The 21,909-nt window shown below is 58.0% G+C and carries 21 protein-coding genes and 1 other RNA gene; 9 read left to right on the top strand and 13 right to left on the bottom strand.

All coding sequences use genetic code 11. The annotated features are described in order from the left end of the window. Positions 1–6: 6 nt before the first annotated feature. The gene (locus MMS95_RS10780) at positions 7–696 is read left to right on the top strand and encodes an alpha/beta hydrolase (protein ID WP_004932239.1); all 690 of its coding nucleotides are present in this window, start codon (positions 7–9) and stop codon (positions 694–696) included. Positions 697–877: 181 nt separating this feature from the next. Here MMS95_RS10780 and MMS95_RS10775 read toward each other — a convergent pair whose 3' ends face one another. The 3 genes from MMS95_RS10775 to yeaG form a co-directional block, all read right to left on the bottom strand. Then, positions 878–1,108, bottom strand: a complete 231-nt coding sequence (locus tag MMS95_RS10775; RefSeq protein ID WP_004932237.1) for a hypothetical protein — start codon at positions 1,106–1,108, stop codon at positions 878–880. 337 nt (positions 1,109–1,445) lie between these two features. Next, positions 1,446–2,714 (bottom strand): YeaH/YhbH family protein, encoded by a 1,269-nt coding sequence (locus MMS95_RS10770; RefSeq protein ID WP_004932234.1) that lies wholly within the window; start codon positions 2,712–2,714, stop codon positions 1,446–1,448. A 132-nt stretch (positions 2,715–2,846) separates the two neighbouring features. Then, positions 2,847–4,781: a protein kinase YeaG gene (gene yeaG / locus MMS95_RS10765; protein ID WP_242141659.1), complete on the bottom strand. Its 1,935-nt coding sequence runs from the start codon at positions 4,779–4,781 to the stop codon at positions 2,847–2,849. A gap of 426 nt (positions 4,782–5,207) precedes the next feature. On the opposite strand from yeaG, the gene MMS95_RS10760 reads away from it, so the two are divergent. Further along, complete coding sequence (locus MMS95_RS10760; protein WP_015378103.1) at positions 5,208–5,972, top strand: MipA/OmpV family protein; 765 nt, start codon at positions 5,208–5,210, stop codon at positions 5,970–5,972. Positions 5,973–6,066: 94 nt separating this feature from the next. Here MMS95_RS10760 and MMS95_RS10755 read toward each other — a convergent pair whose 3' ends face one another. Continuing rightward, entirely contained in the window at positions 6,067–6,942 is an 876-nt protein-coding gene (locus tag MMS95_RS10755; protein ID WP_021503854.1) for a D-hexose-6-phosphate mutarotase, read from the bottom strand. 194 nt (positions 6,943–7,136) lie between these two features. After that, positions 7,137–8,132 carry a glyceraldehyde-3-phosphate dehydrogenase gene (gene gapA / locus MMS95_RS10750; RefSeq protein WP_016927474.1) on the bottom strand — a complete coding sequence of 332 codons (996 nt, stop codon included), beginning with the start codon at positions 8,130–8,132 and terminating at the stop codon, positions 7,137–7,139. A 348-nt stretch (positions 8,133–8,480) separates the two neighbouring features. On the opposite strand from gapA, the gene msrB reads away from it, so the two are divergent. After that, entirely contained in the window at positions 8,481–8,894 is a 414-nt protein-coding gene (msrB, locus tag MMS95_RS10745) for a peptide-methionine (R)-S-oxide reductase MsrB (RefSeq protein ID WP_004932219.1), read from the top strand. 63 nt (positions 8,895–8,957) lie between these two features. Then, positions 8,958–9,230 (top strand): DUF1315 family protein, encoded by a 273-nt coding sequence (locus tag MMS95_RS10740; RefSeq protein WP_004932218.1) that lies wholly within the window; start codon positions 8,958–8,960, stop codon positions 9,228–9,230. 42 nt (positions 9,231–9,272) lie between these two features. On the opposite strand, the gene MMS95_RS10735 is transcribed toward MMS95_RS10740, so the two are convergent. The 4 genes from MMS95_RS10735 to sppA form a co-directional block, all read right to left on the bottom strand. Beyond that, the gene (locus MMS95_RS10735) at positions 9,273–10,550 is read right to left on the bottom strand and encodes a glycoside hydrolase family 18 protein (protein ID WP_103085345.1); all 1,278 of its coding nucleotides are present in this window, start codon (positions 10,548–10,550) and stop codon (positions 9,273–9,275) included. A 233-nt stretch (positions 10,551–10,783) separates the two neighbouring features. Next, positions 10,784–11,416 carry a bifunctional nicotinamidase/pyrazinamidase gene (pncA, locus tag MMS95_RS10730; RefSeq protein WP_033632866.1) on the bottom strand — a complete coding sequence of 211 codons (633 nt, stop codon included), beginning with the start codon at positions 11,414–11,416 and terminating at the stop codon, positions 10,784–10,786. A 22-nt stretch (positions 11,417–11,438) separates the two neighbouring features. Further along, positions 11,439–12,455 (bottom strand): asparaginase, encoded by a 1,017-nt coding sequence (gene ansA, locus MMS95_RS10725; RefSeq protein WP_016927477.1) that lies wholly within the window; start codon positions 12,453–12,455, stop codon positions 11,439–11,441. Positions 12,456–12,548: 93 nt separating this feature from the next. Further along, a complete protein-coding gene (gene sppA / locus MMS95_RS10720) occupies positions 12,549–14,405 on the bottom strand; it encodes a signal peptide peptidase SppA (protein ID WP_242141658.1) in 1,857 nt (618 codons plus the stop codon). 160 nt (positions 14,406–14,565) lie between these two features. On the opposite strand from sppA, the gene MMS95_RS10715 reads away from it, so the two are divergent. From MMS95_RS10715 to MMS95_RS10695, 5 genes are all read left to right on the top strand, one after another. Further along, entirely contained in the window at positions 14,566–15,117 is a 552-nt protein-coding gene (locus MMS95_RS10715; protein ID WP_033632868.1) for an NAD(P)H nitroreductase, read from the top strand. 157 nt (positions 15,118–15,274) lie between these two features. After that, positions 15,275–16,318 carry a selenide, water dikinase SelD gene (selD, locus tag MMS95_RS10710; protein ID WP_016927479.1) on the top strand — a complete coding sequence of 348 codons (1,044 nt, stop codon included), beginning with the start codon at positions 15,275–15,277 and terminating at the stop codon, positions 16,316–16,318. A gap of 8 nt (positions 16,319–16,326) precedes the next feature. Beyond that, positions 16,327–17,436 carry a tRNA 2-selenouridine(34) synthase MnmH gene (gene mnmH, locus MMS95_RS10705; RefSeq protein ID WP_048325023.1) on the top strand — a complete coding sequence of 370 codons (1,110 nt, stop codon included), beginning with the start codon at positions 16,327–16,329 and terminating at the stop codon, positions 17,434–17,436. Next, positions 17,436–19,361: a DNA topoisomerase III gene (locus MMS95_RS10700; protein WP_242141657.1), complete on the top strand. Its 1,926-nt coding sequence runs from the start codon at positions 17,436–17,438 to the stop codon at positions 19,359–19,361. The genes mnmH and MMS95_RS10700 overlap by 1 nt, the downstream gene beginning before the upstream one ends. Further along, on the top strand, positions 19,358–19,654 hold the full coding sequence (locus MMS95_RS10695) for a YnjH family protein (protein WP_033632870.1): 297 nt from the start codon (positions 19,358–19,360) through the stop codon (positions 19,652–19,654). The genes MMS95_RS10700 and MMS95_RS10695 overlap by 4 nt, the downstream gene beginning before the upstream one ends. Before the next feature lie 21 nt (positions 19,655–19,675). Here the strand turns inward: MMS95_RS10695 and MMS95_RS10690 are convergent, their stop codons facing one another. The 4 genes from MMS95_RS10690 to MMS95_RS10675 form a co-directional block, all read right to left on the bottom strand. Next, positions 19,676–20,077, bottom strand: a complete 402-nt coding sequence (locus MMS95_RS10690; RefSeq protein ID WP_242141674.1) for a pyrimidine (deoxy)nucleoside triphosphate diphosphatase — start codon at positions 20,075–20,077, stop codon at positions 19,676–19,678. A 44-nt stretch (positions 20,078–20,121) separates the two neighbouring features. Then, complete coding sequence (gene xthA, locus MMS95_RS10685; RefSeq protein WP_004932192.1) at positions 20,122–20,928, bottom strand: exodeoxyribonuclease III; 807 nt, start codon at positions 20,926–20,928, stop codon at positions 20,122–20,124. A 101-nt stretch (positions 20,929–21,029) separates the two neighbouring features. After that, positions 21,030–21,602: a TIGR00730 family Rossman fold protein gene (locus MMS95_RS10680; RefSeq protein WP_242141656.1), complete on the bottom strand. Its 573-nt coding sequence runs from the start codon at positions 21,600–21,602 to the stop codon at positions 21,030–21,032. A 192-nt stretch (positions 21,603–21,794) separates the two neighbouring features. Then, positions 21,795–21,909, bottom strand: a non-coding RNA gene (locus tag MMS95_RS10675) — RtT sRNA; the annotation flags it as partial.

The following is a 21,909-nucleotide window of genomic DNA, read 5'->3' as shown; positions in this document are numbered from 1 at the left end:
TCGGCAATGAGCACAAAACCAACTATCGTGCTGGTACACGGATTCTGGGGCGGCGCCGCGCACTGGAGTAAGGTCATCATCGAGTTGTCGCGCAGGGGATATACGGCGATTCATGCGGTGGAAATGCCGTTGACGTCGCTGGCTGAGGATGCGGAACGTACGCGTAAGATGGTCGCGCAGCAAGCGGGACCGGTATTGTTGGTCGGGCACTCTTACGGCGGTGCCGTGATCACGGAAATGGGCAACCAGCCTAACGTGGTTGGCCTGGTCTACATCGCCGCGTTTGCGCCGGATGCCGGTGAAAGTGCCGGCGGTATTACGCAAGCGCATCCTCCTGCGGCAGTCGAGAATCTGGCCCCGGACAGCGACGGTTATCTGTGGATTAAAACCGACAAGTTTCACGAAAGCTTTTGCCAGGATCTGACCGCCGACGAGGCATTGGTGATGGCGGTGGCGCAGAAGGCCCCGCTGGCCGATACCTTTGGCAACACCATCGGCGAGCCCGCCTGGAAACATAAGCCGTCATGGTATCAACTTTCCAGCGACGATCGCATGATAGCGCCGGAGAATCAGCGGCGCATGGCGCAGCGGCTGCAGGCCAAGAAAGTGATGGTGCTGAATGCCAGCCATGCCTCGCTGGTTTCCCATGCCGATGAGGTGGCGGGTTTGATTGACGAAGCGGCAGGTTTGAAATAAAGCAGGGGCAGGAAGGCTCGACATTCTGCGGCAGATTATCCCTTCGCTGCCTATTACGCCGGACGAAAGCGCCGGCGTAATAGGCGCTAATTAGGGATAAGCGCTGATATCGCTATAACAGCATCATCAACACGACGGCGGCGGTAATAATGGCGTAGAGGTCTGCCTTACGCATATCGCCTTAGCGCCCGTTAACGCCGATCATTTCTATTGCCGCACGATGCAGCCGCTGAAAATAATCATCGGGCTGCTTTTCTATCTCCTGGATAAGGCTGGCGAGCAGGTTCTGTTTGGTTATCGGCTTGTTGGCGGTCAACACCAGCAGCACGTTTTTGCCGAGCAGGCAACATATTTGCTTATGGTATTCATCAACATCGTGCTTGTTGAGGCCATAGAGGGTGTAGTCGATCATGATGTCTAACCTGCTGACAGGTAAATGCCCGCCGCAGCGGGCTGAGAAGCCATAGAAAAATAAAATGATGCAAATTTCGCTTAGGAAGAGACTTAAGCGATGGGGTAACGATAACTGAATGGGAATATTCCTATCAAGCCGTGAGGGGGTAGCGGCGGATGTTTAGGAATAACCTCAGAAGAACAAATAATAGAGAGAACCGTTCTGGGGAATCTGACTTATTATTGTTGTTGCCATTGTTTAAAAAATAAACATGGGTTTTGCAAATGTATAATGCGAAAAAGAAACAGCCGGAAAACGGTGCTTTCCGGCTGTGGTGACATTCACGCGGCGTTATTCACACGGTCTGCTTACGGAACAGTTCGCGGAATACCGGATAGATATCGTCCGGTTCGCGGATATGCTGCATGGCGAAGTTGTCGAATTTCGCCTGCAGATCCTCGTATTCGCGCCACAGCGTTTGGTGAGCGCGGCGAGTGATTTCTATGTAGCTGTAATAACGCACCATCGGCAGGATCTTTTTCGCCAACAGCTCATGACACAGCGGTGAATCGTCGGCCCAGTTGTCGCCGTCCGACGCTTGCGCGGCATAGATATTCCATTGCGCCGGGTCATAACGTTCTTCGACTACGTCATTCATTAACTTCAGCGCGCTGGAAACGATGGTGCCACCGGTTTCCTGCGAATAGAAGAACTCCTGTTCGTCCACCTCTTTCGCCTGGGTGTGATGGCGAATGTAGACCACCTCGACGTTTTTATAGGTTCGGCTCAGGAACAAATAGAGCAGAATGTAAAAACGCTTGGCCATGTCTTTGGTCGCCTGGTCCATCGAGCCGGACACGTCCATCAGGCAGAACATCACCGCCTGGCTGGAGGGCTCCGGCCGGCGCTCATAGTTTTTGTAGCGCAGGTCGAAGGTATCGATAAACGGCACGCTTTCGATTTTCTTGCGCAGTTCGGCAATTTCCTTGCGCAGCCGCTCCTCTTCCAGCAATTGCACCGGCTCGGTATTTTCCAACTGGGTCAGCGCATCTTCCAGCTCGTGCAACGCGCGTCTTTTACCGGCGGTCATGGCGGTTCGTCGCGCCAGCGAATTCTGCAGCGAACGCACGACGCTGATGTTGGCCGGCACGCCATTGGCGGTATAGCCGGCACGATGGGTTTTGAACTCGGTCAACTGCTTGTACTGATTCTTTTTCAGATTGGGCAGGGCGAGATCCTCGAACAAAAGATCGAGGTACTCGTCTTTGGAGATCTGGAAGACGAATTCATCCTGGCCTTCACCGTCCTGGCTGGCGTTGCCCTGGCCGCCGCCACCGCCTGCGCCGCCCTGAGGCCGCTCAACGCGATCGTTCTGCACGAAGTGGTCATTGCCTGGGTGAACACGATGGCGTGTGCCGCCGCGCCCCTGATGAAACATCGGTTCGTTGATATCGTCAGTGGGGATGGAGACCGACTCCCCGCTGTCTACGTCGGTGACCGAACGCTTGTTGATGGCTTCGGCAATCGACTGTTTGATTTGCGACTTGTAACGGCGCAAGAAGCGCTGGCGGTTCACCATGCTCTTGTTTTTGCCGTTCAGCCGTCGGTCAATGAAATAGGCCATACTTCCCCCAAACGACGTTGCCAACTCTTCATGTCCCGGTCGCGACAGCGCAATGTGTAAGCCCCTCCTTGGGCTGCGCTGCAACGTCCATGACTGTGGACATGGCCCTGATAATGCCGCTTACCTGAGGCGTTATGAGGATTTTCTGACCCGCAGATACCATTCACACAACAGGCGCACCTGCTTGCGGGTATAGCCTTTCTCCATCATGCGGTCGACGAAGTCGTCGTGTTTTTTCTGCTCGTCCGTCGAGGTTTTGGCGTTAAATGAAATCACCGGCAACAGCTCTTCGGTATTGGAGAACATTTTCTTCTCGATCACGGTGCGCAGCTTCTCGTAGCTGGTCCAGTTCGGATTGCGGCCGTTGTTGTTGGCGCGGGCGCGCAGCACGAAGTTCACGATTTCGTTGCGGAAATCTTTCGGGTTGCTGATACCGGCCGGTTTTTCAATTTTCTCCAGTTCGGCGTTCAAAGACTCGCGGTCGAACAGCTGACCGGTGTCGGGGTCGCGATACTCCTGATCCTGGATCCAGAAGTCCGCGTAGGTCACGTAACGGTCAAAAATGTTCTGTCCGTATTCCGAGTAGGATTCCAGATAGGCGGTCTGGATCTCTTTGCCGATAAACTCGGCGTATTTCGGGATCAGATAGCCTTTCAGATGTTCGATGTATTTCTCGGCCAAATCCTGCGGGAACTGTTCGCGTTCGATCTGCTGCTCCAACACATAGAACAGGTGCACCGGGTTAGCCGCCACCTCGGCGTGATCGAAGTTGAATACCCGCGAGAGGATTTTAAAGGCGAAACGGGTGGAGAGGCCGTTCATGCCTTCGTCAACCCCGGCGTAGTCGCGGTACTCCTGATAGGACTTGGCTTTCGGGTCGGTATCCTTGAGGCTTTCGCCGTCATACACGCGCATTTTCGAGTAAATGCTCGAGTTTTCCGGCTCTTTCAGCCGCGACAGCACGCTAAAGCGCGCCAGCGTTTCGAGGGTGCCGGGCGCGCAGGGCGCGTGGGTCAGCTCGCTGTGGTCCAGCAGCTTGTCGTAAATCTTGATCTCTTCCGACACGCGCAGGCAGTAAGGCACCTTGACGATGTACACGCGGTCGAGGAACGCTTCGTTGTTCTTATTGTTACGGAAGGTCACCCACTCGGATTCGTTGGAGTGCGCCAGAATAATGCCGTTGAACGGCAGGGCGGAGATGCCCTCGGTGCCGTTGTAGTTACCTTCCTGAGTCGCCGTCAGCAGCGGATGCAGCACTTTGATCGGCGCTTTGAACATCTCGACGAATTCCATAATCCCCTGGTTGGCGCGGCACAGTGCGCCGGAATAGCCGTAGGCGTCCGGATCGTTCTGCGCGTGGTTCTCCAGCTTACGGATGTCCACTTTACCGACCAGCGCCGAGATGTCCTGGTTGTTCTCATCGCCCGGTTCGGTTTTGGCGATGGCGATCTGCTCCAGGATGGAAGGGCGCACCTTCACGACTTTAAACTTGGTGATATCGCCGCCGAACTCGTGCAGGCGCTTCGCCGCCCACGGCGACATGATGGTGCCGAGATAGCGACTTGGGATGTTGAACTCTTTTTCCAGGATTGAGGCATCTTCCTGAGGGTTGAACAGGCACAGCGGATGATCGTTGACCGGGCTGCGTTCGCCGTTGGCGCTGAGGGTGTAGATGGGCACGCGCTGCATCAACGCTTTAAGGCGTTCTGCCAGCGAGGATTTACCGCCGCCCACCGGGCCCAGCAGGTAAAGGATCTGTTTCTTCTCTTCCAGGCCCTGCGCGGCGTGCTTCAGGTAAGAGACGATCTGTTCGATGGCCTCTTCCATGCCGTAGAATTCTTCGAAGGCCGGATAGCGTGCGATCACGCGGTTGGAGAACAGGCGCGACAGGCGTGATTCTAGCGCAGTGTCGACCATCACAGGTTCACCGATAGCCATCAGCAGACGTTCGGCCGCGTTGGCATAGGCACTGCGATCTTGCCGGCAAATGGTAAGAAATTCCTGCAGTGTGAACTCTTCGTCCTTGGCAGCTTCGTAGCGCTGGCGATAGTGGTCAAATATGTTCATGATGCCCGTCCTTTCGTTATTAGCACAGGTTAAAGAGAGCGTGTGATAGTGTTCTGGCTCCCGAAAGATGAGAATACGCCTGAGTACAGCAACCCGTATGCCAACTTGGTGCGCTTATTATCGCGAGTTGCGCTGTATGCCACTGGGCCCAGGATAAATTCACCTTCTGATTTAAGCTTAGTTTGCTTGCCGGAAAATTTCCTGCCGTAGAAAAAGCTTTTTTTAAGTCATATCAATGACTCAGTTATTGCCGGGATAACCAAATGCCTTGTCTGGCGCGGCCTGCGGCATGAATCGTCATCGTTCCGCCATGATTAATTCATAATTCCGCTATAAGTTATTCGATCTTGGTCGTTTTCCTTTGTAAAGATTAGGCGCGCAACTAAATTTTCACATAAACTATCGCGGCTATTAACCCTGTAATTTATGGAAAAAGAACCAGTGAAGATTTCAAAACTCAAAACGCTAGCAATTATCGCTTCCGCAATGGTTTGTGCGCAAAGTGCTCAGGCGGGGACCTGGTCACTCGGTGCTGCCGCGCTGGTTAGCCCGGACGCGTATCGCGGTTATCAGGACCGCGTTTATCCGGTGCCCGTCATCGACTATGAAGGTGACGACTTCTACTTCCGTACTCTGACCGCCGGTTACTACCTGTGGAAAGATCAAGAAAATCAGCTGAGCATCATGGGGTATTACACGCCATGGGGCTACCGTCCGGGCGACAGCGACGACGATCGCATGAAGCGTCTCGACAAGCGTCGCGGCACGCTGATGGCCGGCCTGGCCTATTCACACAACGCAGAGTGGGGCACCCTTCGTACCACGTTCACCGGCGACACGCTGAACAACAGCAACGGGCTGGTGGGCGATGTCGCTTATCTGTACAAGTTTGATCTGGACGCGCTGACGCTGGTCCCGGGCGTGGGCGTGATGTGGAACAGTAAGAACCAGAACAAATATTACTACGGCGTCAGCGCCAATGAATCACGCCGCAGCGGCCTGGACAGCTACACCCCTGGCGATAGCTGGGCTCCGTATCTCGAGCTGAGCGCCAATTATCAGATCAACAAAAGCTGGAACGCCTTCTTCGTCGGCCGCTATGTGAAATTGTCGGATGAAGTGAAAGACAGCCCGATGGTGGATAAATCTTACACCGGTTTGTTGATGACGGGTGTGAGCTACACCTTCTAATCACACATTGCACAATTATCGTGCATGTCGTGCATCAAAAAGGGGCGCTGGTGCCCCTTTTGCACATCTGTAGTGCGCTTCCGCGCACGGTTCCTCAGGCCTTCTTACGACTGCGGAAGGTGACACCCAAACGGGCGGGTTGCTCGCCGGCAGCGACCAGCGGTTTGCTGACGCGCCCGGTCTCGATGCAGACCATGGTCTTGTAACCGTCGTTCGGCATATCCCCCATGCTGCAGGAGAGTTCCACGCCGGGGTTCCAGGCGATGACGTCGCTCATATGATGGTGGTGAACCTCGATGGTGCGAGCGAGTGCCGGATCGCGGATCTGGCTGAAAGCTTCCGGGCGGGTATAGACGCGGTCGGTTTGGCCGATGAATGTCACTTCACCCGTCTGATGCGCCTCTGCGCCGCCCGCCACCTTGTCGATATAAGGCTCGCCCAGGCCCGCCACGCTGACCCGATCGATGTCGCCGACCTGGAAGTAACTGTGCAGCGCCGCCGTGGCTTGATAATCGCCGTGCGATTCCAGCTCGATCTCGCACTCTTCACCCAGCTTGAAGCGAGCAATCAGCGTGAAGGCGTGCGGCCACAGTTTGCGGGTCTGCTCATTGTCTTTCAGCGTAAAGGTCAGGATGACGCCGTTCTCATCTTCATCGTGCGCCGTCAGGCTCCAGGGCTGGTTGCGGGCAAAGCCGTGGGAGGGTTGCGCCACCGGGCCGAACCACGGCCAGCAGATCGGCACGCCACCGCGGATGGCCTTGCCTGTGGCGAAAGGCGTGTTGTTGCTGAGCCAAATCACCGGCTGCTCACCGCTGGGCTGCCAGGCCAGCAAATGCGCGCCTTGCAGCGCGACGGCCGCGCGCACTTTCGGGTGCGACACCACAACCACGCCCAGCTCATCGAGTTGCCGCTGGCTGATATAAGGAGAAATTTGTTCGGAAACGGGCAGGGTGAAAATTTTCTCGTTCATTTCATGACCTATTGTTTGCCGGAGATAGAAATGGACCCTATTAGCTTTCGGGTCACAACCAGGCCCTCAGGCGCATGCTTAGACAGTGACTGAGGTGAGTGTGTGCAGCGAACAACGCTGTGACTCGAAAGATGACGGGTAAAAAAAGGGCGACAAAAAAATGTCGCCCTCATTATCAGCTTAACATCATGCCATTACTTGGAGATGTGAGCGATCAGATCCAGAACCTTGTTGGAGTAGCCGGTTTCGTTGTCGTACCAGGAAACCAGTTTCACGAAGTTGTCGTTCAGTGCGATACCGGCTTTGGCATCGAACACGGAAGTCAGCACTTCGCCGTTGAAATCGGTGGAAACCACGTCGTCTTCAACATAGCCCAGAACGCCTTTCATAGAGCCTTCAGCGGCGTCTTTGATGGCTTTCTTGATTTCTTCGTAGGTAGCCGGTTTTTCCAGACGCACGGTCAGGTCGACAACGGACACGTTAGGCGTCGGTACGCGGAACGCCATACCGGTCAGTTTGCCTTTCAGCTCTGGCAGAACCACGCCAACCGCTTTCGCTGCGCCGGTAGAAGAAGGGATGATGTTCTGGGATGCGCCGCGGCCGCCGCGCCAGTCTTTGTGAGACGGGCCATCAACGGTTTTTTGAGTCGCGGTGGTGGCGTGAACGGTGGTCATCAGGCCTTCAACGATGCCGAAGTTGTCGTTGATGACTTTAGCCAGCGGCGCCAGGCAGTTGGTGGTGCAAGAGGCGTTGGACACGATGTCCTGGCCGGCATATTTGTCAAAGTTGGCGCCGCGAACGAACATTGGGGTCGCATCTTTGGATGGGCCAGTCAGAACCACTTTTTTAGCGCCGGCGGTGATGTGTTTACGCGCGGTTTCGTCGGTCAGGAAGATACCGGTCGCTTCAGCAACCACATCAACACCCACTTCGTTCCACTTCAGGTTAGCCGGGTCTTTCTCTGCGGTAACACGGATGGTTTTGCCATTAACAACCAGGTGGCCGTCTTTAACTTCTACCGTACCGTTGAAACGGCCGTGAGTAGAGTCATACTTCAGCATGTAAGCCATGTACTCTGCGTCCAACAGGTCGTTGATTGCAACGATCTCGATGTCAGAACGCTCTTGAGCAGCACGGAAAACAATGCGACCGATACGGCCAAAACCGTTGATACCTACTTTGATAGTCATATATTCCACCAGCTATTTGTTAGTGAATAAAAGGTTGGTTGTAAAATTACAAAAACCTTACCCAGCGTCAAGCGGAATCGTGTCAATACTTGCGGCAAGTCAAACCGGAAGGGTGGTTTTGCACGCTTATTGCACAGTCCATTTGCGCTCGGCCTCATCCGTTATATGGGGACAAGCCGCCAAGTATAAAGTCAGCATACGCAAGATGTGTGATCGTTATCACATATCATCGTGACGTGGCCTTTATGGGCTACAGTTTAGGCCAAAAACCCCTGCAGCGGTGTTAATTTTTTGTTATTATTAATCATTGTTTTCGTTGACATTATCCACATTCAGAGATAAGCACAAATGGCTAAAGAGACAACCCCCGGTCATCCGGTCACGGAACTGAATGAAATCCAACGTTATGTGACGCAACAGCGTGGCACCGAAGCGCCGTTCAGCGGCAAATTGCTGCACAACAAGCGCGAGGGCGTGTACCATTGCCTGTGCTGTAACCAGCCGCTGTTCTATTCCGAAACCAAATACGATTCCGGCTGCGGCTGGCCGAGCTTTTATGAGCCGGTTTCCGCCGATGCAATCCGTTATCTTGATGATAATTCACATAATATGCATCGTGTTGAAATCCGCTGCGGCCACTGCGACGCGCATCTGGGGCACGTTTTCCCTGATGGCCCGCAGCCGACTGGCGACCGCTACTGCGTCAACTCCGCCTCGTTGAGTTTCACCGATGGCGAAAATGGCGACCAAACGGCCGGTTAAGTGGTAATTTAATCAACAAAATCGATTCAGCTAATTATTCATCTGTAAGCGAGAAGGGCTCTGATGGACGTGAAAGATCTGATTGCGGCGATGACGCCCGAGATATACCAGCGCCTGGTGCAGGCGGTTGAGCTTGGCAAGTGGCCGGACGGCGTGGCGCTGACGCCTGAGCAGAAGGAAAACAGCCTGCAGGCGGTGATGCTGTGGCAGTCGATGAATAACGTCGATCCGCAGCACATGAGCATCGGCACCGACGGACAGATCGTGATGAAGAGCAAGCAAGAACTGAAGCAGCAGTTTGTTGCCGAGCCGCTGGTCAAACTTAAACCGCAGTAAGCTGTCCCAAAAGCGGGGCGATGTCGCCATCGCCCCGTCGATTTACCGTTTCTCGCCTTTTATTCCCAGCGACTCCGCCAGCTGTTGCGCCAGCCGGTTATTGTCGTCCGCGCCGTACTCCCAGAACATCGCTCCCCCCAATCCCCGGCTTTTGATGTACTCGGCTTTGATAGCCACCGAACGCGGGTTCTCGTAGGAGATGGCGAACAGCGGTTTGCCTTCGGCGGATTGCAGCGTCAGGTAAGGCACTTTGGCGGCGTCATCCCAGTGCTCGCGGAAACGCTGCTGCGGATCGTTGAGCAATTTGCTGACGATATCGCGGTATTTAAAGTAAGTGTCTTTGCTGAGATCCAACCCCAGCGTGCGGAACAGAGCGGTTTCTCGCGCACTGAAATAAGGCTGCGTCACCGGATGTTTGGCGGCGTCCGGCTTGTCCCAGTCGATGCCCGGCTCGGTCGCTCGTTTCGGCACCCGGCCGTAGAAACCGATACCCAGGTTCATCTGCGCCGGTTTTAATCCGGCGGCCAGATAATGTTTTACCACGGAATCGGCGCTGTAGCGGTCGGCGGCGGCTACGGTTGGCCAACGCGTTGAATCGTACAGGTTGGCATTGAAGTACTGCGTGCCGTAAGCCATATCGTAGGTCATCAGATTGATGTAGTTGAGGTAAGGGGCAATGCTTTTCACATCGACCCATTCCTGCGGGCTTTTGACGTTGGCCCCGACGGCGATGGTTAACAGCTTGCCTTTACCCAGCGCCTGATGAAGCTCTCTCAGCAGCAGGGTGAAGTTGTCGCGGTCTGCCGGTTGGCTTTCCACCAAACCCCAGGCGCCGTTTACCGGGTATTCCCAGTCCAGATCGATCCCATCCAGCCGGTACTGTGCGATCACCTGCAACGCGGAGCGAATGAATATCGCCCGGTTTTCCGCAGTGGCGGCGGCGCCGGAGAAACCGCGGGCGCCCCAGCCGCCGACCGACAACAGCACTTTCAGCTCGGGGTTCTGTTTGCGCAGCACCGGCAGACGTTGCAGATCGGCCGTGACTTTCGGCGACAGGTAGATCTGGTGACGGCGAGCGGGGTCTTTCAGCGCCGCATTGGTTTCGTCTTTCTCGTCGTTGTAGATCAGGCCGAACGAATAGTTGAGATGGGTGATTTGCGTCACGTCCAGCTTGTCGATGTCGCCACCGGGGCCGGCGGTGACATCGCCGCCGCCGTTGAAGTAGCCGACGGAGAGATAGGCCGCCTGGGCCGTGCTTGCGCCGGCCATAGACAACTGCACCGCCGCCAGCAAAGGCAGCAGTTTTCGGGTTATTTTCATGTCTGTCTCCTTGTGGTCGGCAAGGCCGACCGTACCGCCAGGGGCGGGCACAATAAAGCCGGGCTCAGTGGGCCCCGGATGCGTATAACCGATTGACGCCAAAAGCGTCGCAGCCATAACAGCAAAAGCGCCTGCCGGTCACAAGCCGTTGGGGAAGAAGAAAGGTGGTATTGTGAGCGGCGTCGATAATTTCGCCGCTGCGTAGAGAGGGCGCCGGTGGCGCCCGAGAGGATTTAGTTGGCGAGAAACTGTGACAGGGTAACTAGCTGTGCGCCGGCGCGCGCCATGTCCTGCAGCGCTCGTTCACTGTCGCCCGGCTGCAGATTCACGCCGCGGCAGCCGTCGACGATCACCTGCGTCGGATAGCCGGCAGCCAGTGCATCCAGCACGCTAAACTTCACGCAGTAGTCGGTCGCCAGGCCCATGATCGCCAGCCGCCGGACGCCCTGCGAGTGCAGCCAGCCGTGCAGTTCGGTCTGCGCCCGGTGGCCGTTATCGAAGAACGCGCTGTAGCTGTCGATGCTCGTATCCTGCCCTTTGCGAAAAACGGCATTGATGTGTTGCCGCTGCAATTGAGGATGAAAATCGGCGCCGTGGCTCCCTTGCACGCAGTGCACCGGCCACCACACCTGCGGCAGGCCTTCCAGCTGGCCGAGGGTGCCGACCTGCGCATGGGAGTTCACCGCAAAGCTGCGGTGATTGGCGGGATGCCAGTCCTGGCTGGCTACCACCGGCTCGCCCCGCGCCAGGCAGGCGGCGATAGCCTGATTGGCGACTGGGATGACGGCGTCGCCCTCCGTGACCGCCAGCGCGCCGCCGGGGCAGAAATCGTTTTGCAGATCGATCAACAACAGGGCCGTTTTCATCGCCGCTCCAGAGTTCAGTAGGTTAACCGTTGATGCTCAGCTCGCCGCGCAGATCTTGCTGCATCAGGGCGCGGATTTGTTCCGGCGTCAGCGGCTGGCTCAACAGATAGTGCAGCTTGGTCAGGGCGGCTTCCACCGTCATGTCGAAACCGCTGATCACCCCGGCATGCGCCAACGCGTTGCCGGTGGCGTAGCCTTCCATATTGACGCGCCCGGAGATGCACTGCGTCAGGTTGACCACCACGATGCCGCGTTCAGAGGCCGCACGCAACTCGTCGATCAGCTCGGCCTTCTGTGGCGCGTTGCCGACGCCGTAGGAGCGCAGGATCAGCGCTTTGACCGGCTGCAGCAGGAAGTTGCGCACCACCGCGCCGGAAATGCCCGGATAGATGGTGACCACGCCGATCGGCTGCGGCGTGATGTCATGCACCTGCAACGCGCCGTTGCAAGCCGGGCTGTCGATGCCTTGCTGGCGGCGAATGTGGATGCCGGCTTCCAGCAGCGGCGGCAAATTCGGGGAGGCGAAGGCGTCGAAGCCGTCGGCGTGCGCTTTGGTGGTGCGGTTGCCGCGGAACAGCTTGTTGTTGAAGAACAGGCTGACTTCGTTCACCGGATGGTTGGCCGCCAGATACAGCGCGTTGAGCAGGTTGGTTTGGCCATCGGAGCGCAGCTCCGCCAGCGGGATCTGCGAGCCGGTGACGATCACCGGTTTGGCCAGGTTTTCCAGCATGAAGGAAAGCGCAGAGGCGGTGAACGCCATGGTGTCGGTGCCGTGCAGGATCACGAAGCCGTCGTAGCGATCGTAGTTCTGCTTGATGTCGTCGGCGATGTGCTGCCAGTCTTCCGGCGTCATGTCTGAAGAGTCAATCAATGGCGCGTATTCATGAATGGTGAAATCCGGCATCTCCGGCCGATGGAATTCGGGCATCAGCGCCAGCTGGCGCTGCAGGTGGCCGGAAACCGGGATGTAGCCGTGATCGGAACGCTGCATGCCGATGGTGCCGCCGGTGTAGGCGACGTAAATGGATTTCTTTTGCATGGTTATGATTTTAACAAAGATAAGATGGGCTGAATTATAGGGACATGGCGGCAGAAAAAAAGCCCGGCGGTGGCCGGGCTGCAGAATTATTTGTTAGCGGACTTCTCCGCAGGTGAGACAGATCGCATAACGGTTTTGCGGATCGTTCAGGTTATTGAACAAGCCCGGTTGTTCTTTCACCGCGTTGGCGACCGAAGCCAGCGGGGCGGGCAGCATGGCCTGAATCGCGGCCGGCAGCATGGCGTGAATGGAAACGCCAAACTGGCTGAGCACCATATCGCTCAGGCTTGGGGTATCGACGAACCAGTCGAGCTGCCACTGCTGCAGCTTTGCCAGCTCGGCGGCTTTCTTCACCGCGTCGTCGAAATCGCCCAACTGATCGACCAGGCCGTTGGCCTTGGCGTCGCTGCCGAGCCAGACGTGGCCCTGTGCGATTTTGTCAACCTGCTGCGGGGTCATCTTGCGTGATTTGGCGACCAGATCGAGGAAGTTCTTATACCCGTTTTCGATATTCAGCTGCATCATCTGCGAGAACTCCTGCGGCAGCGCCTTGGTGACCGCGATATCGGCCAGCGGCGAGGTCGCCACGCCGTCGGTGTGCACACCCAGCGTATCCAGGGTTTTCTCGTAGGTATTGATGATGCCGAAAATGCCGATAGAACCGGTCAGGGTGCTCGGGCTGGCGATGATATAGTCGGCCGGCGTCGAGACCCAGTAGCCGCCCGACGCGGCCATGCCGCCCATCGACACCACCACCGGTTTGCCGGCGGCGCGCACGGCGGCCAGCTCGGAGCGGATCACTTCGGACGCGCTGACGCTGCCGCCTGGGCTGTTGACGCGGAACACCACGGCCTTGACGGCCGGATCCAGACGCGTCTGGCGCAGCTCGGCGGCGGTGGTGTCCCCCCCGACGTTGCCCGGCGTCTGCTGGCCGTCCATGATGGCGCCGTTGGCGAACACCACGGCGATCTTGCCGCCCTGGTTGGCGTCCGGCTTCGGCTGATAGTCGTAGATGCTGATGGCGTTGAAATCGTTCGCCTGTTTGTCCCAGCCGAAGGTCTTGACCAGCTGATTTTCGATCGCGGTGCGCGACGCCAGCTCATCCACCAGCTTATTGTCCAGCGCATAGCGGGCGGTGTCGCCACCGGCCGCCTGCAGGCCGCTCAGCACGCCGGCTGCGCCCGGGAACAGCTGCTGCGGCGTCAGCTGGCGGTTGGCGGCCACGGTCTCCAGGTAGTTCTGCCACAGGCCGCCGATCCAACGGCTGTCCGCTTCGCGCGCCGCCGGGGACATATCGTCGCGGATCAGCGGTTCGACCGCCGATTTATAGGTGCCGACGCGGAAGATATTGGTGGTGACCTTGAGCATGTCCAGCAACGACTTGTAGTACAGGTTGTTGGTGGCGAAACCGTGCAGATCGACCGCGCCCTGCGGCGACAGGTAGACCTTGTTGGCGTAGCTGGCCAGGTAGTATTGCGTTTGGTTGTAGCTGTCGCCGATGGCGAAGATCGGTTTGCCGCTGTCGCGGAACTCGCGCAGCGCTTTGCCGATATAGCGCAGCGACGGCTGATCGGCGCCGGCGAAGTCATTCAACTGCAACACCATGCCGGTAATGTTTTTGTCGTCTTTGGCCTTGCGGATACTGTCGACTACATCGAACAGCGAGTTTTCCTGCAGGCGGCTACTGGAGGCGCCCAACAGTTCGCGGCCCCATTGCCGCACCCGGTTGTTTACCGAAGGCTGATCGACCACCACGCCGCTTAAATCGACCAGCAACGCGCCGCGCGCCGGGGCCGCCGAGGTGGAGGAACTTTGGAAGGACAGATAGATGCCAACCCCAACCAGGATCAGCAAGACCAGGAACAGGTTAAGGATCAGTTCCCTGATAAAATTCAGCAGACGCCATGTCCACCGGAAAATGCCGGCAAAAATTTGCCACAATGTGCGCATGTGCTCTCCAACAAGAGTCGAGAATGTTCCGCTATCCTAATGAGCGGCCGGGTAAATGTCAGCTTTAAATCGTGGCACACGGACGCTATCGCCGAGGCTGTAACTCGTCGTTTAGCTATGTTAACGTGGCCGGAATGAAAATTGTTATCAGGAGTTTACAATGGATGCTCTGGATCTTTTATTGAATCGCCGCTCGGCTTCGCGCCTGGCGGAACCGGCGCCGGCGGGGGAAGTGCGCCAAAATATCATCAACGCGGGCCTGCGTGCGCCCGATCACGGCGCGCTGCAGCCGTGGCGTTTCGTGATGATCGAGAATCAGGGTCTGGAGCGCTTCAGCCAGCTGCTGCAGGCGGCGGCGAAGCAGGATCGGCTGGACGAAGCGGCGATTGAAAAAGCCGCCAAGGCGCCGTTCCGCGCGCCGCTGATCATCACCGTCATCGCGCATTGCACTGAGGAAACCAAGGTGCCGCGCTGGGAGCAGGTGGTTTCCGCCGGTTGCGCCGTGCAGGCGATGCAGATGGCGGCGCTGGCGCAGGGCTTTAACGGCATCTGGCGCACCGGCGCCTGGACCGAGCATGCGCTGGTGCGCGAAGCCTTCGGCTGCCGCGAGCAGGATGAGATCGTCGGTTTCCTCTACCTGGGCACGCCGCAACTGAAGGCCGCCACCAAAGTGACGCCGCCGGACAGCACGCCTTTCGTCAGCTATTTCTAAGTTTTTTCCAACGGGGTGCGGCGAAAATGCGCCAAACCCCGCAAAATTGCATGGTTTCTGAGCAGGCCGCTCGCTTATCCGCGGCGCGCTCTTATCAATCCCCTCGGCAAGCGCTACCCTATGTTATCTTGAGTGCCGTTACCGAAGGGAGTGGACTATGACATCGCCAGCGATCCGTTTAACCCAGTACAGCCATGGCGCTGGCTGCGGCTGCAAAATCTCACCGAAAGTTCTCGAAACCATCTTGCACAGCGAGCGGGAAAAATTTGTCGATCCGCGTCTGTTGGTCGGCAATGAAACCCGCGACGACGCGGCGGTGTATGACATCGGCAACGGCGTCGGCATCATCAGCACTACCGACTTCTTCATGCCGATCGTCGACGATCCGTTCGATTTCGGCCGTATCGCCGCCGCTAACGCCATCAGCGACGTGTACGCCATGGGCGGCAAACCGATCATGGCGATCGCCATTCTCGGCTGGCCAATCGCCAAACTGCCGCCGGAGGTGGCGCAGCAGGTGATCGACGGCGGACGTTTCGCCTGCCAGCAGGCGGGGATCGCGCTGGCCGGCGGCCATTCCATCGATGCGCCGGAACCTATCTTCGGCCTGGCGGTCACTGGCGTGGTCAACACCGAGCGAGTGAAAAAGAACAGCGCCGCACAGGCCGGGGCGCAACTCTATCTGACCAAGCCGCTGGGCATTGGCGTGCTGACGACCGCCGAGAAGCAAAGCAAGCTGCGCCCTGAACATCAAGGGCTGGCGACGGACGTGATGTGCCGCCTGAATAAGCCGGGCGCCGACTTTGCCGAAGTGGCGGGCGTCACGGCGATGACCGATATCACCGGCTTTGGCTTGCTGGGCCACCTGAGCGAGGTATGCCAGGGTTCCGGTCTGCAGGCGACGGTCTGGTTCGATCGGGTGCCGAAGCTGCCGCACGTCGAGGCGTATATTGCCGAGGGCTGCGTGCCGGGCGGCACCGGGCGCAACTTCGACAGCTACGGCCATCTGGTGGGCGAGATGAGCGATTTGCAGCGTCAGCTGCTGTGCGATCCGCAAACCTCCGGCGGTTTGCTGTTGGCGGTATTGCCTGAGGCGCAGGCGCAGGTGCTGGCGATTGCCGAGCAGCATGGCATCACGCTCAATCCTATCGGTGAGCTGCATGCCGCACAGGCAGGTAAACCGCTGATCGAGGTTGTGTAGTGTCCAAGATGCAAGGCAGGCCGGACAGCGCCGATTATCAACGCATTTTTCTGCAGGACGTGCCGCTGATTGACGTGCGTGCGCCGATCGAGTTTCAGCAAGGCGCCTTCGCTCAGGCTGTGAACCTGCCGCTGATGGTCGACAGCGAGCGGCAGGCGGTGGGCACTTGCTATAAGCAGCATGGTCAGCAAGCGGCGATTGCGCTCGGCCACAGCCTGGTGAACGGCAAACTGCGGGAACAGCGCACCGCCGCCTGGCTGGCGGCCTGTGCGCAGCGACCCGAAGGTTATATTTACTGCTTCCGTGGCGGGCTGCGCTCACAGCTGGTGCAGCAATGGCTGCATGAGGCCGGCGTCGAGTACCCGCGTATTACTGGCGGTTATAAGGCGCTGCGCAATTATCTGCTCGGCGTGTTGGCGCAAAGCGCGGCATTGCCGATGGCCCTGGTGGGCGGCAATACCGGCAGCGGCAAGACGCTGCTGGTCAACGAACTGGCTGACGGCGTCGATCTGGAAGGCGCGGCGCGCCATCGCGGTTCATCTTTTGGCCGAACGCTGGCGGGGCAAAGCTCACAGATCGATTTTGAGAATCGTCTGGCTGTGTTATTGCTGAAAAAACAGCATGGTGGCAGCCGCCGTTGGGTGCTGGAAGACGAAGGGCGGATCATCGGCAGCAACAATCTGCCGTTGCCGTTGTTCAACGGCATGCAGCAGGCGCCGGTGGCGGTGATCGACGATCCGTTTGATATTCGCCTGGCACGCCTGCAGGCCGAATATATCGACGGGATGCGCGAACAGTTCGAACAGGCCTATGGCGTGGAAGAAGGCTGGCGGCAGTACGACGACTATCTGCATCACGGCCTGTTCGCCATTCGCCGCCGGTTGGGCCTGGAGCGCTTCCAGCAGCTGACGCAGCGGCTGGAAGCGGCGTTGCGGGCACAGCGTCTCAGCGGCCAGGGTGACGCGCACCGCGAGTGGTTGGCGCCCTTGTTGCAGCAGTACTACGATCCGATGTATTGCTATCAGTTGGAAAAGAAAGCCCAGCGGATCGTCTTCCGTGGGAACTATGCAGAAGTAAGAGAATTCTTGATGACGTTCAGCCAGAAAAACGGTGATTAATGCGACTGTTCATAGCCGAGAAACCGAGTTTGGCGCGCGCCATTGCCGACGTCTTGCCCAAGCCGCATCGCCGCGGCGACGGTTATATCGCCTGTGGCAACAACGACGTGGTGACCTGGTGCGTCGGCCACCTGTTGGAGCAGGCTCAGCCTGACGCCTATGACAGCCGCTATGCGCGCTGGTCGTTGGCAGACCTGCCGATAATTCCCGAAAAATGGCGGTTGCAGCCGCGGCCTTCGGTCAGCAAACAGCTCAACGCCATTAAAAAGTTGCTGCTCGAAGCCGATGAAGTGGTTCACGCCGGCGACCCGGATCGCGAAGGGCAACTGCTGGTGGATGAGGTGCTGGACTACCTGGATTTGACGGCGGAAAAGCGCCAGAACGTGCGCCGCTGTCTGATCAACGATCTCAACCCGCAGGCGGTGGAGCGCGCGGTTGAACGCCTGCGCGACAACCGTGATTTCATTCCGTTGTGCGTGTCTGCGCTGGCGCGTTCGCGCGCCGACTGGTTGTACGGCATCAATATGACCCGCGCCTACACGCTGCTGGGCCGCAACGCCGGTTACGACGGCGTGCTGTCGGTAGGCAGGGTGCAGACGCCGGTGCTCGGATTGGTGGTACGGCGTGATGAAGAGATCGAAAACTTCGTGCCAAAAGACTTCTTTGAGGTCAAGGCGCACATCGTCACGCCGAAAGAAGAACGCTTCGTGGCGCTGTGGCAGCCCAGTGAGTCCTGTGAGCCTTATCAGGACGAAGAGGGGCGTTTGCTGCACCGGCCGTTGGCGGAGCATGTGGTCAAGCGCATTGAAGGCCAGCCGGCTCTGGTCACGTCTTATAACGATAAACGGGAATCGGATACCGCGCCGCTGCCGTTTTCGCTCTCCACGCTGCAAATCGAAGCGGCACGGCGTTATAACCTCAGCGCGCAACAGGTGCTGGACGTTTGCCAGCGGCTGTACGAAACCCACAAGTTGATTACCTATCCGCGTTCCGACTGTCGCTACCTGCCGGAAGAGCATTTCGCCGGCCGCCACGCGGTGCTGAACGCCATCAGCGTGCACCAGCCCGAGCTGTATCCGCAGCCGGTGATCGACAGCGATCGCCGCAACCGTTGCTGGGACGATAAAAAGGTCGACGCGCACCACGCCATCATTCCCACCGCCCGCGCCGGCAAGATTAATCTGACGCAGGATGAGCGGAACGTGTATGGGCTGGTGGCGCGCCAGTATCTGATGCAGTTCTGTCCGGATGCGGTATTCCGCAAATGCCTGATCGAGCTGGATATCGCCGGCGGCAAATTTATCGCCAAGGCGCGATTCCTGGCGGAAGCCGGCTGGCGTACGCTGCTGGGCAGCAAGGAGCGCGACGAGGAGAACGAAGGTGCGCCGCTGCCGGTGGTGGCTAAAGATGATGAGCTGTTGTGCGAGCGCGGTGAAGTGGTGGAGCGCCAGACGCAGCCGCCGCGGCCGTTTACTGACGCCAGCCTGTTGTCGGCCATGACCGGCATCGCGCGGTTCGTACAAGATAAAGCGCTAAAGAAAATCCTGCGGGCGACCGATGGTTTAGGTACGGAAGCGACGCGAGCGGGGATCATAGAATTGCTGTTCAAGCGGGCGTTTCTGTACAAGAAGGGACGCTATATTCACTCCAGCGAAACCGGGCGCGCATTGATTCACTCGCTGCCGGATCTTGCTGCGCGCCCTGATATGACGGCCAACTGGGAAGCCACGCTGACGCAAATCAGCGAGAAATCCTGCCGCTATCAGGACTTTATGCAGCCGTTGGTCGGCACGCTGCAAGAGCTGATTTATCAGGCCAAGCAGAGCCGGGCGAGCATGGCGTTTCGTGGATTGCCGCCGCCGCCCTCCAGCGGAGGCAAAAAACGCAGGAAAAGCGCCGGCAAGGCGCAGGAGAAGAGTGAATGAAGCGTGGACTCACTGGTGTATTGGCTGCCGCGGCCCTGATGTTTTCCGGCCTGGCCGCCGCCAATCGCGGCGATGTGGACGTGGTGCTACCGGTTTCGCCGGAGATCTGGGGCGCGGCCAAAAGCGGCGACAATCCGCCGCCGGCGCAGCCCTGCAGCCGTTGTTGCGTCTACCAGAATCAGAACTATTCCGAGGGGGCGGTGCTCAAAGTCGAAGGGGAAGTGCTGCAGTGCGTGCGTGAGCCTAATACTATCGGCACCAACCCCTTGATTTGGGTACGATTAAAGAAGTGACGATGTAACCTGTCACCGCGCTCAGCGCGCCTCGCCTTGCGCGGCGAGATAATCCGCCAGCAGTGGAACGTCAGCGGGCGCCAGGGGGTATTCCTGCGCCTGTTGCGGCGTGACCCAGACCAGCTCCGAATGGCAGCGCTGTTGCAGTTCACCGGAGAACTCCGCGACTCGCCAGGCATGCAGTCGGATGATGCGTTCGCCTTGCCGCCACTGATTGCTGCCCACATAGTTGCCGATACGGGCGCTAATCCCCAATTCTTCATCCAGCTCGCGCGTCAGCGCCTCCGGCTGGCTTTCGCCGGTTTCAACCTTGCCGCCGGGAAACTCCCACAGGCCGGCTTGATCGCTGCCTGCGCCGCGCTGGGCCAGCAAAATACGCCCATTTTGTTCCAGAATGGCGGCTACTACGTCGATAATTTTCATTGGCTTCACAGAATAAAACCCCGGCGAGCGCCGGGGGGATGGGGTTACAGCGTGAATTCCGCCCAGACCGGCGCATGGTCGGAAGGTTTCTCCATGCCGCGGGTTTGGTAATCAATGCCGGTGGCGATGCAGCGCGAAGCCAGCGGGGTGCTGGCCAGCAGCAGATCGATACGCAGGCCGCGGTTGTCGTCGAACCCTTTGGAGCGGTAGTCGAACCATGAAAACTCGTCGTTGCGCCCCGGGTTGGCGTGGCGATAGGTATCCACCAGGCCCCAGTTCAGCAGGCGATCCATCCATTCGCGCTCTTCCGGCAGGAAGGAGCACTTGCCGGTGCGCAGCCAGCGTTTGCGGTTGTCTTCGCCGATGCCGATATCGTAATCACTCGGGCTGATATTCATGTCGCCCATGATCAGCACCGGGGATTCCGCCGACAGCTGCTGCTCCAGGTAGTTTTGCAGATCCTGATAAAAGCGTGTTTTAGCCGGGAATTTGATCGGATGGTCGCGGCTTTCACCTTGCGGGAAGTAGCCATTGATCACCGTCAGCGTGCCCTGCGGCGTAGCCAGATCGGCCATGATGATGCGACGCTGCGCGTCTTCTTCATCGGTTGGGAAACCGCGGCGTACGGCCAGGGGCTCCGCTTTGGTCAGCAGCGCCACGCCGTAATGGCCTTTTTGCCCGTGATAGAACACGTGATAGCCGTGCTGGCTGACTTCTTCCAATGGGAACATGTCATCGTGAACTTTGGTTTCCTGCAGACCGATCACGTCGGGCTGGTGCTGTTCGATAATTGCCGCCAGCTGATGCGGACGCGCGCGCAGTCCATTGATATTAAAAGAGACAAACTTCATGAGCGGTGCCGTTTTCACGAGAAAAATGTGCTGTGATAGTAGCAGAGTTTGGCGGGAAATGTAACGCAGACAGCGGCAGGACCGCTGACTGCGCAGCGGGTTTATTTCGCCCAGCGGTCGTAATTTTTAGGTTGATAGTCGTCAAACTGTTGCAGCAGCGTCTGTGCCGATTCGCTGATGTGAAGGGTGCCGAGATAGTCGTGACGCATAAAGCCCTGATCGGCGACGTGCTCGAGGAACTGGCTCAGCGGGCGGTAGAATCCGTTGACGTTCAGCAGGCCGACCGGCTTGTTGTGATAGCCGATTTGCCCCCAGGTCCAGATTTCAAACAGCTCTTCCAGCGTGCCGATGCCGCCGGGCAGGGCGATAAAACTGTCCGCCAGCGCTGCCATACGGGCTTTGCGCGTATGCATGTCTGACACCACTTCCAATTCAGTCAGGCCGCGATGCGCCGTTTCCGCTTCAACCAGGCGTTCGGGGATAATGCCGACCGCTTCACCGCCTGCGGCCAACACCGCGTCTGCCACGATCCCCATCAATCCTTTTTTGCCGCCGCCATAGATTAAACGGCGCCCCTGTGCGGCCAGCAGTTGCCCCAGTTGACGAGCCTGCTCGGCATAAGCGGGATTGACGCCTTCGCTGGCGCCACAAAAAACGCAAATATTGTTTCGCATCCACCTGTTCCTTACTGCACTAAAGAAGCCAGTGGTATAGCGAATTGTCGGCCGGAGTTCAAGTTACGGCTGGGAGAGAGGAGATAAAACATCAAGGTGAAAGCGGCGATAAGGGGAGATAACTTGATTTATTGATACGAGAACATTGGATGCAACGTGTTTTAAGTAGGGTTTGGAATTTTCTGCAAAAGGTGGTGGTGGGGGAAGGATGATTCGTCGCTGCGCGACTCACCCTGCGGGCCGCGCTGAAGCGCGTTGTCTCACTGCGTGAGACTCGAACCTTGGTCGAAGCTTCTCATCCTTCCCC

Source organism: Serratia sp. PGPR-27 (assembly GCF_022678525.1).
GTDB lineage: Bacteria > Pseudomonadota > Gammaproteobacteria > Enterobacterales > Enterobacteriaceae > Serratia > Serratia nematodiphila.
The sequence above is the reverse complement of the archived record's forward strand: the minus strand, read 5'-3'. Positions and strand labels throughout refer to the sequence as shown.

Bases quoted from the DNA above. Each gene is read 5' to 3' on its own strand.
- MMS95_RS10780 (WP_004932239.1), top strand. From the start codon at position 7: ATGAGCACAAAACCAACTATCGTGCTGGTACACGGATTCTGGGGCGGC.
- MMS95_RS10775 (WP_004932237.1), bottom strand. From the start codon at position 1,108: ATGATCGACTACACCCTCTATGGCCTCAACAAGCACGATGTTGATGAA.
- MMS95_RS10770 (WP_004932234.1), bottom strand. From the start codon at position 2,714: ATGGCCTATTTCATTGACCGACGGCTGAACGGCAAAAACAAGAGCATG.
- yeaG (WP_242141659.1), bottom strand. From the start codon at position 4,781: ATGAACATATTTGACCACTATCGCCAGCGCTACGAAGCTGCCAAGGAC.
- MMS95_RS10760 (WP_015378103.1), top strand. From the start codon at position 5,208: ATGGAAAAAGAACCAGTGAAGATTTCAAAACTCAAAACGCTAGCAATT.
- MMS95_RS10755 (WP_021503854.1), bottom strand. From the start codon at position 6,942: ATGAACGAGAAAATTTTCACCCTGCCCGTTTCCGAACAAATTTCTCCT.
- gapA (WP_016927474.1), bottom strand. From the start codon at position 8,132: ATGACTATCAAAGTAGGTATCAACGGTTTTGGCCGTATCGGTCGCATT.
- msrB (WP_004932219.1), top strand. From the start codon at position 8,481: ATGGCTAAAGAGACAACCCCCGGTCATCCGGTCACGGAACTGAATGAA.
- MMS95_RS10740 (WP_004932218.1), top strand. From the start codon at position 8,958: ATGGACGTGAAAGATCTGATTGCGGCGATGACGCCCGAGATATACCAG.
- MMS95_RS10735 (WP_103085345.1), bottom strand. From the start codon at position 10,550: ATGAAAATAACCCGAAAACTGCTGCCTTTGCTGGCGGCGGTGCAGTTG.
- pncA (WP_033632866.1), bottom strand. From the start codon at position 11,416: ATGAAAACGGCCCTGTTGTTGATCGATCTGCAAAACGATTTCTGCCCC.
- ansA (WP_016927477.1), bottom strand. From the start codon at position 12,455: ATGCAAAAGAAATCCATTTACGTCGCCTACACCGGCGGCACCATCGGC.
- sppA (WP_242141658.1), bottom strand. From the start codon at position 14,405: ATGCGCACATTGTGGCAAATTTTTGCCGGCATTTTCCGGTGGACATGG.
- MMS95_RS10715 (WP_033632868.1), top strand. From the start codon at position 14,566: ATGGATGCTCTGGATCTTTTATTGAATCGCCGCTCGGCTTCGCGCCTG.
- selD (WP_016927479.1), top strand. From the start codon at position 15,275: ATGACATCGCCAGCGATCCGTTTAACCCAGTACAGCCATGGCGCTGGC.
- mnmH (WP_048325023.1), top strand. From the start codon at position 16,327: ATGCAAGGCAGGCCGGACAGCGCCGATTATCAACGCATTTTTCTGCAG.
- MMS95_RS10700 (WP_242141657.1), top strand. From the start codon at position 17,436: ATGCGACTGTTCATAGCCGAGAAACCGAGTTTGGCGCGCGCCATTGCC.
- MMS95_RS10695 (WP_033632870.1), top strand. From the start codon at position 19,358: ATGAAGCGTGGACTCACTGGTGTATTGGCTGCCGCGGCCCTGATGTTT.
- MMS95_RS10690 (WP_242141674.1), bottom strand. From the start codon at position 20,077: ATGAAAATTATCGACGTAGTAGCCGCCATTCTGGAACAAAATGGGCGT.
- xthA (WP_004932192.1), bottom strand. From the start codon at position 20,928: ATGAAGTTTGTCTCTTTTAATATCAATGGACTGCGCGCGCGTCCGCAT.
- MMS95_RS10680 (WP_242141656.1), bottom strand. From the start codon at position 21,602: ATGCGAAACAATATTTGCGTTTTTTGTGGCGCCAGCGAAGGCGTCAAT.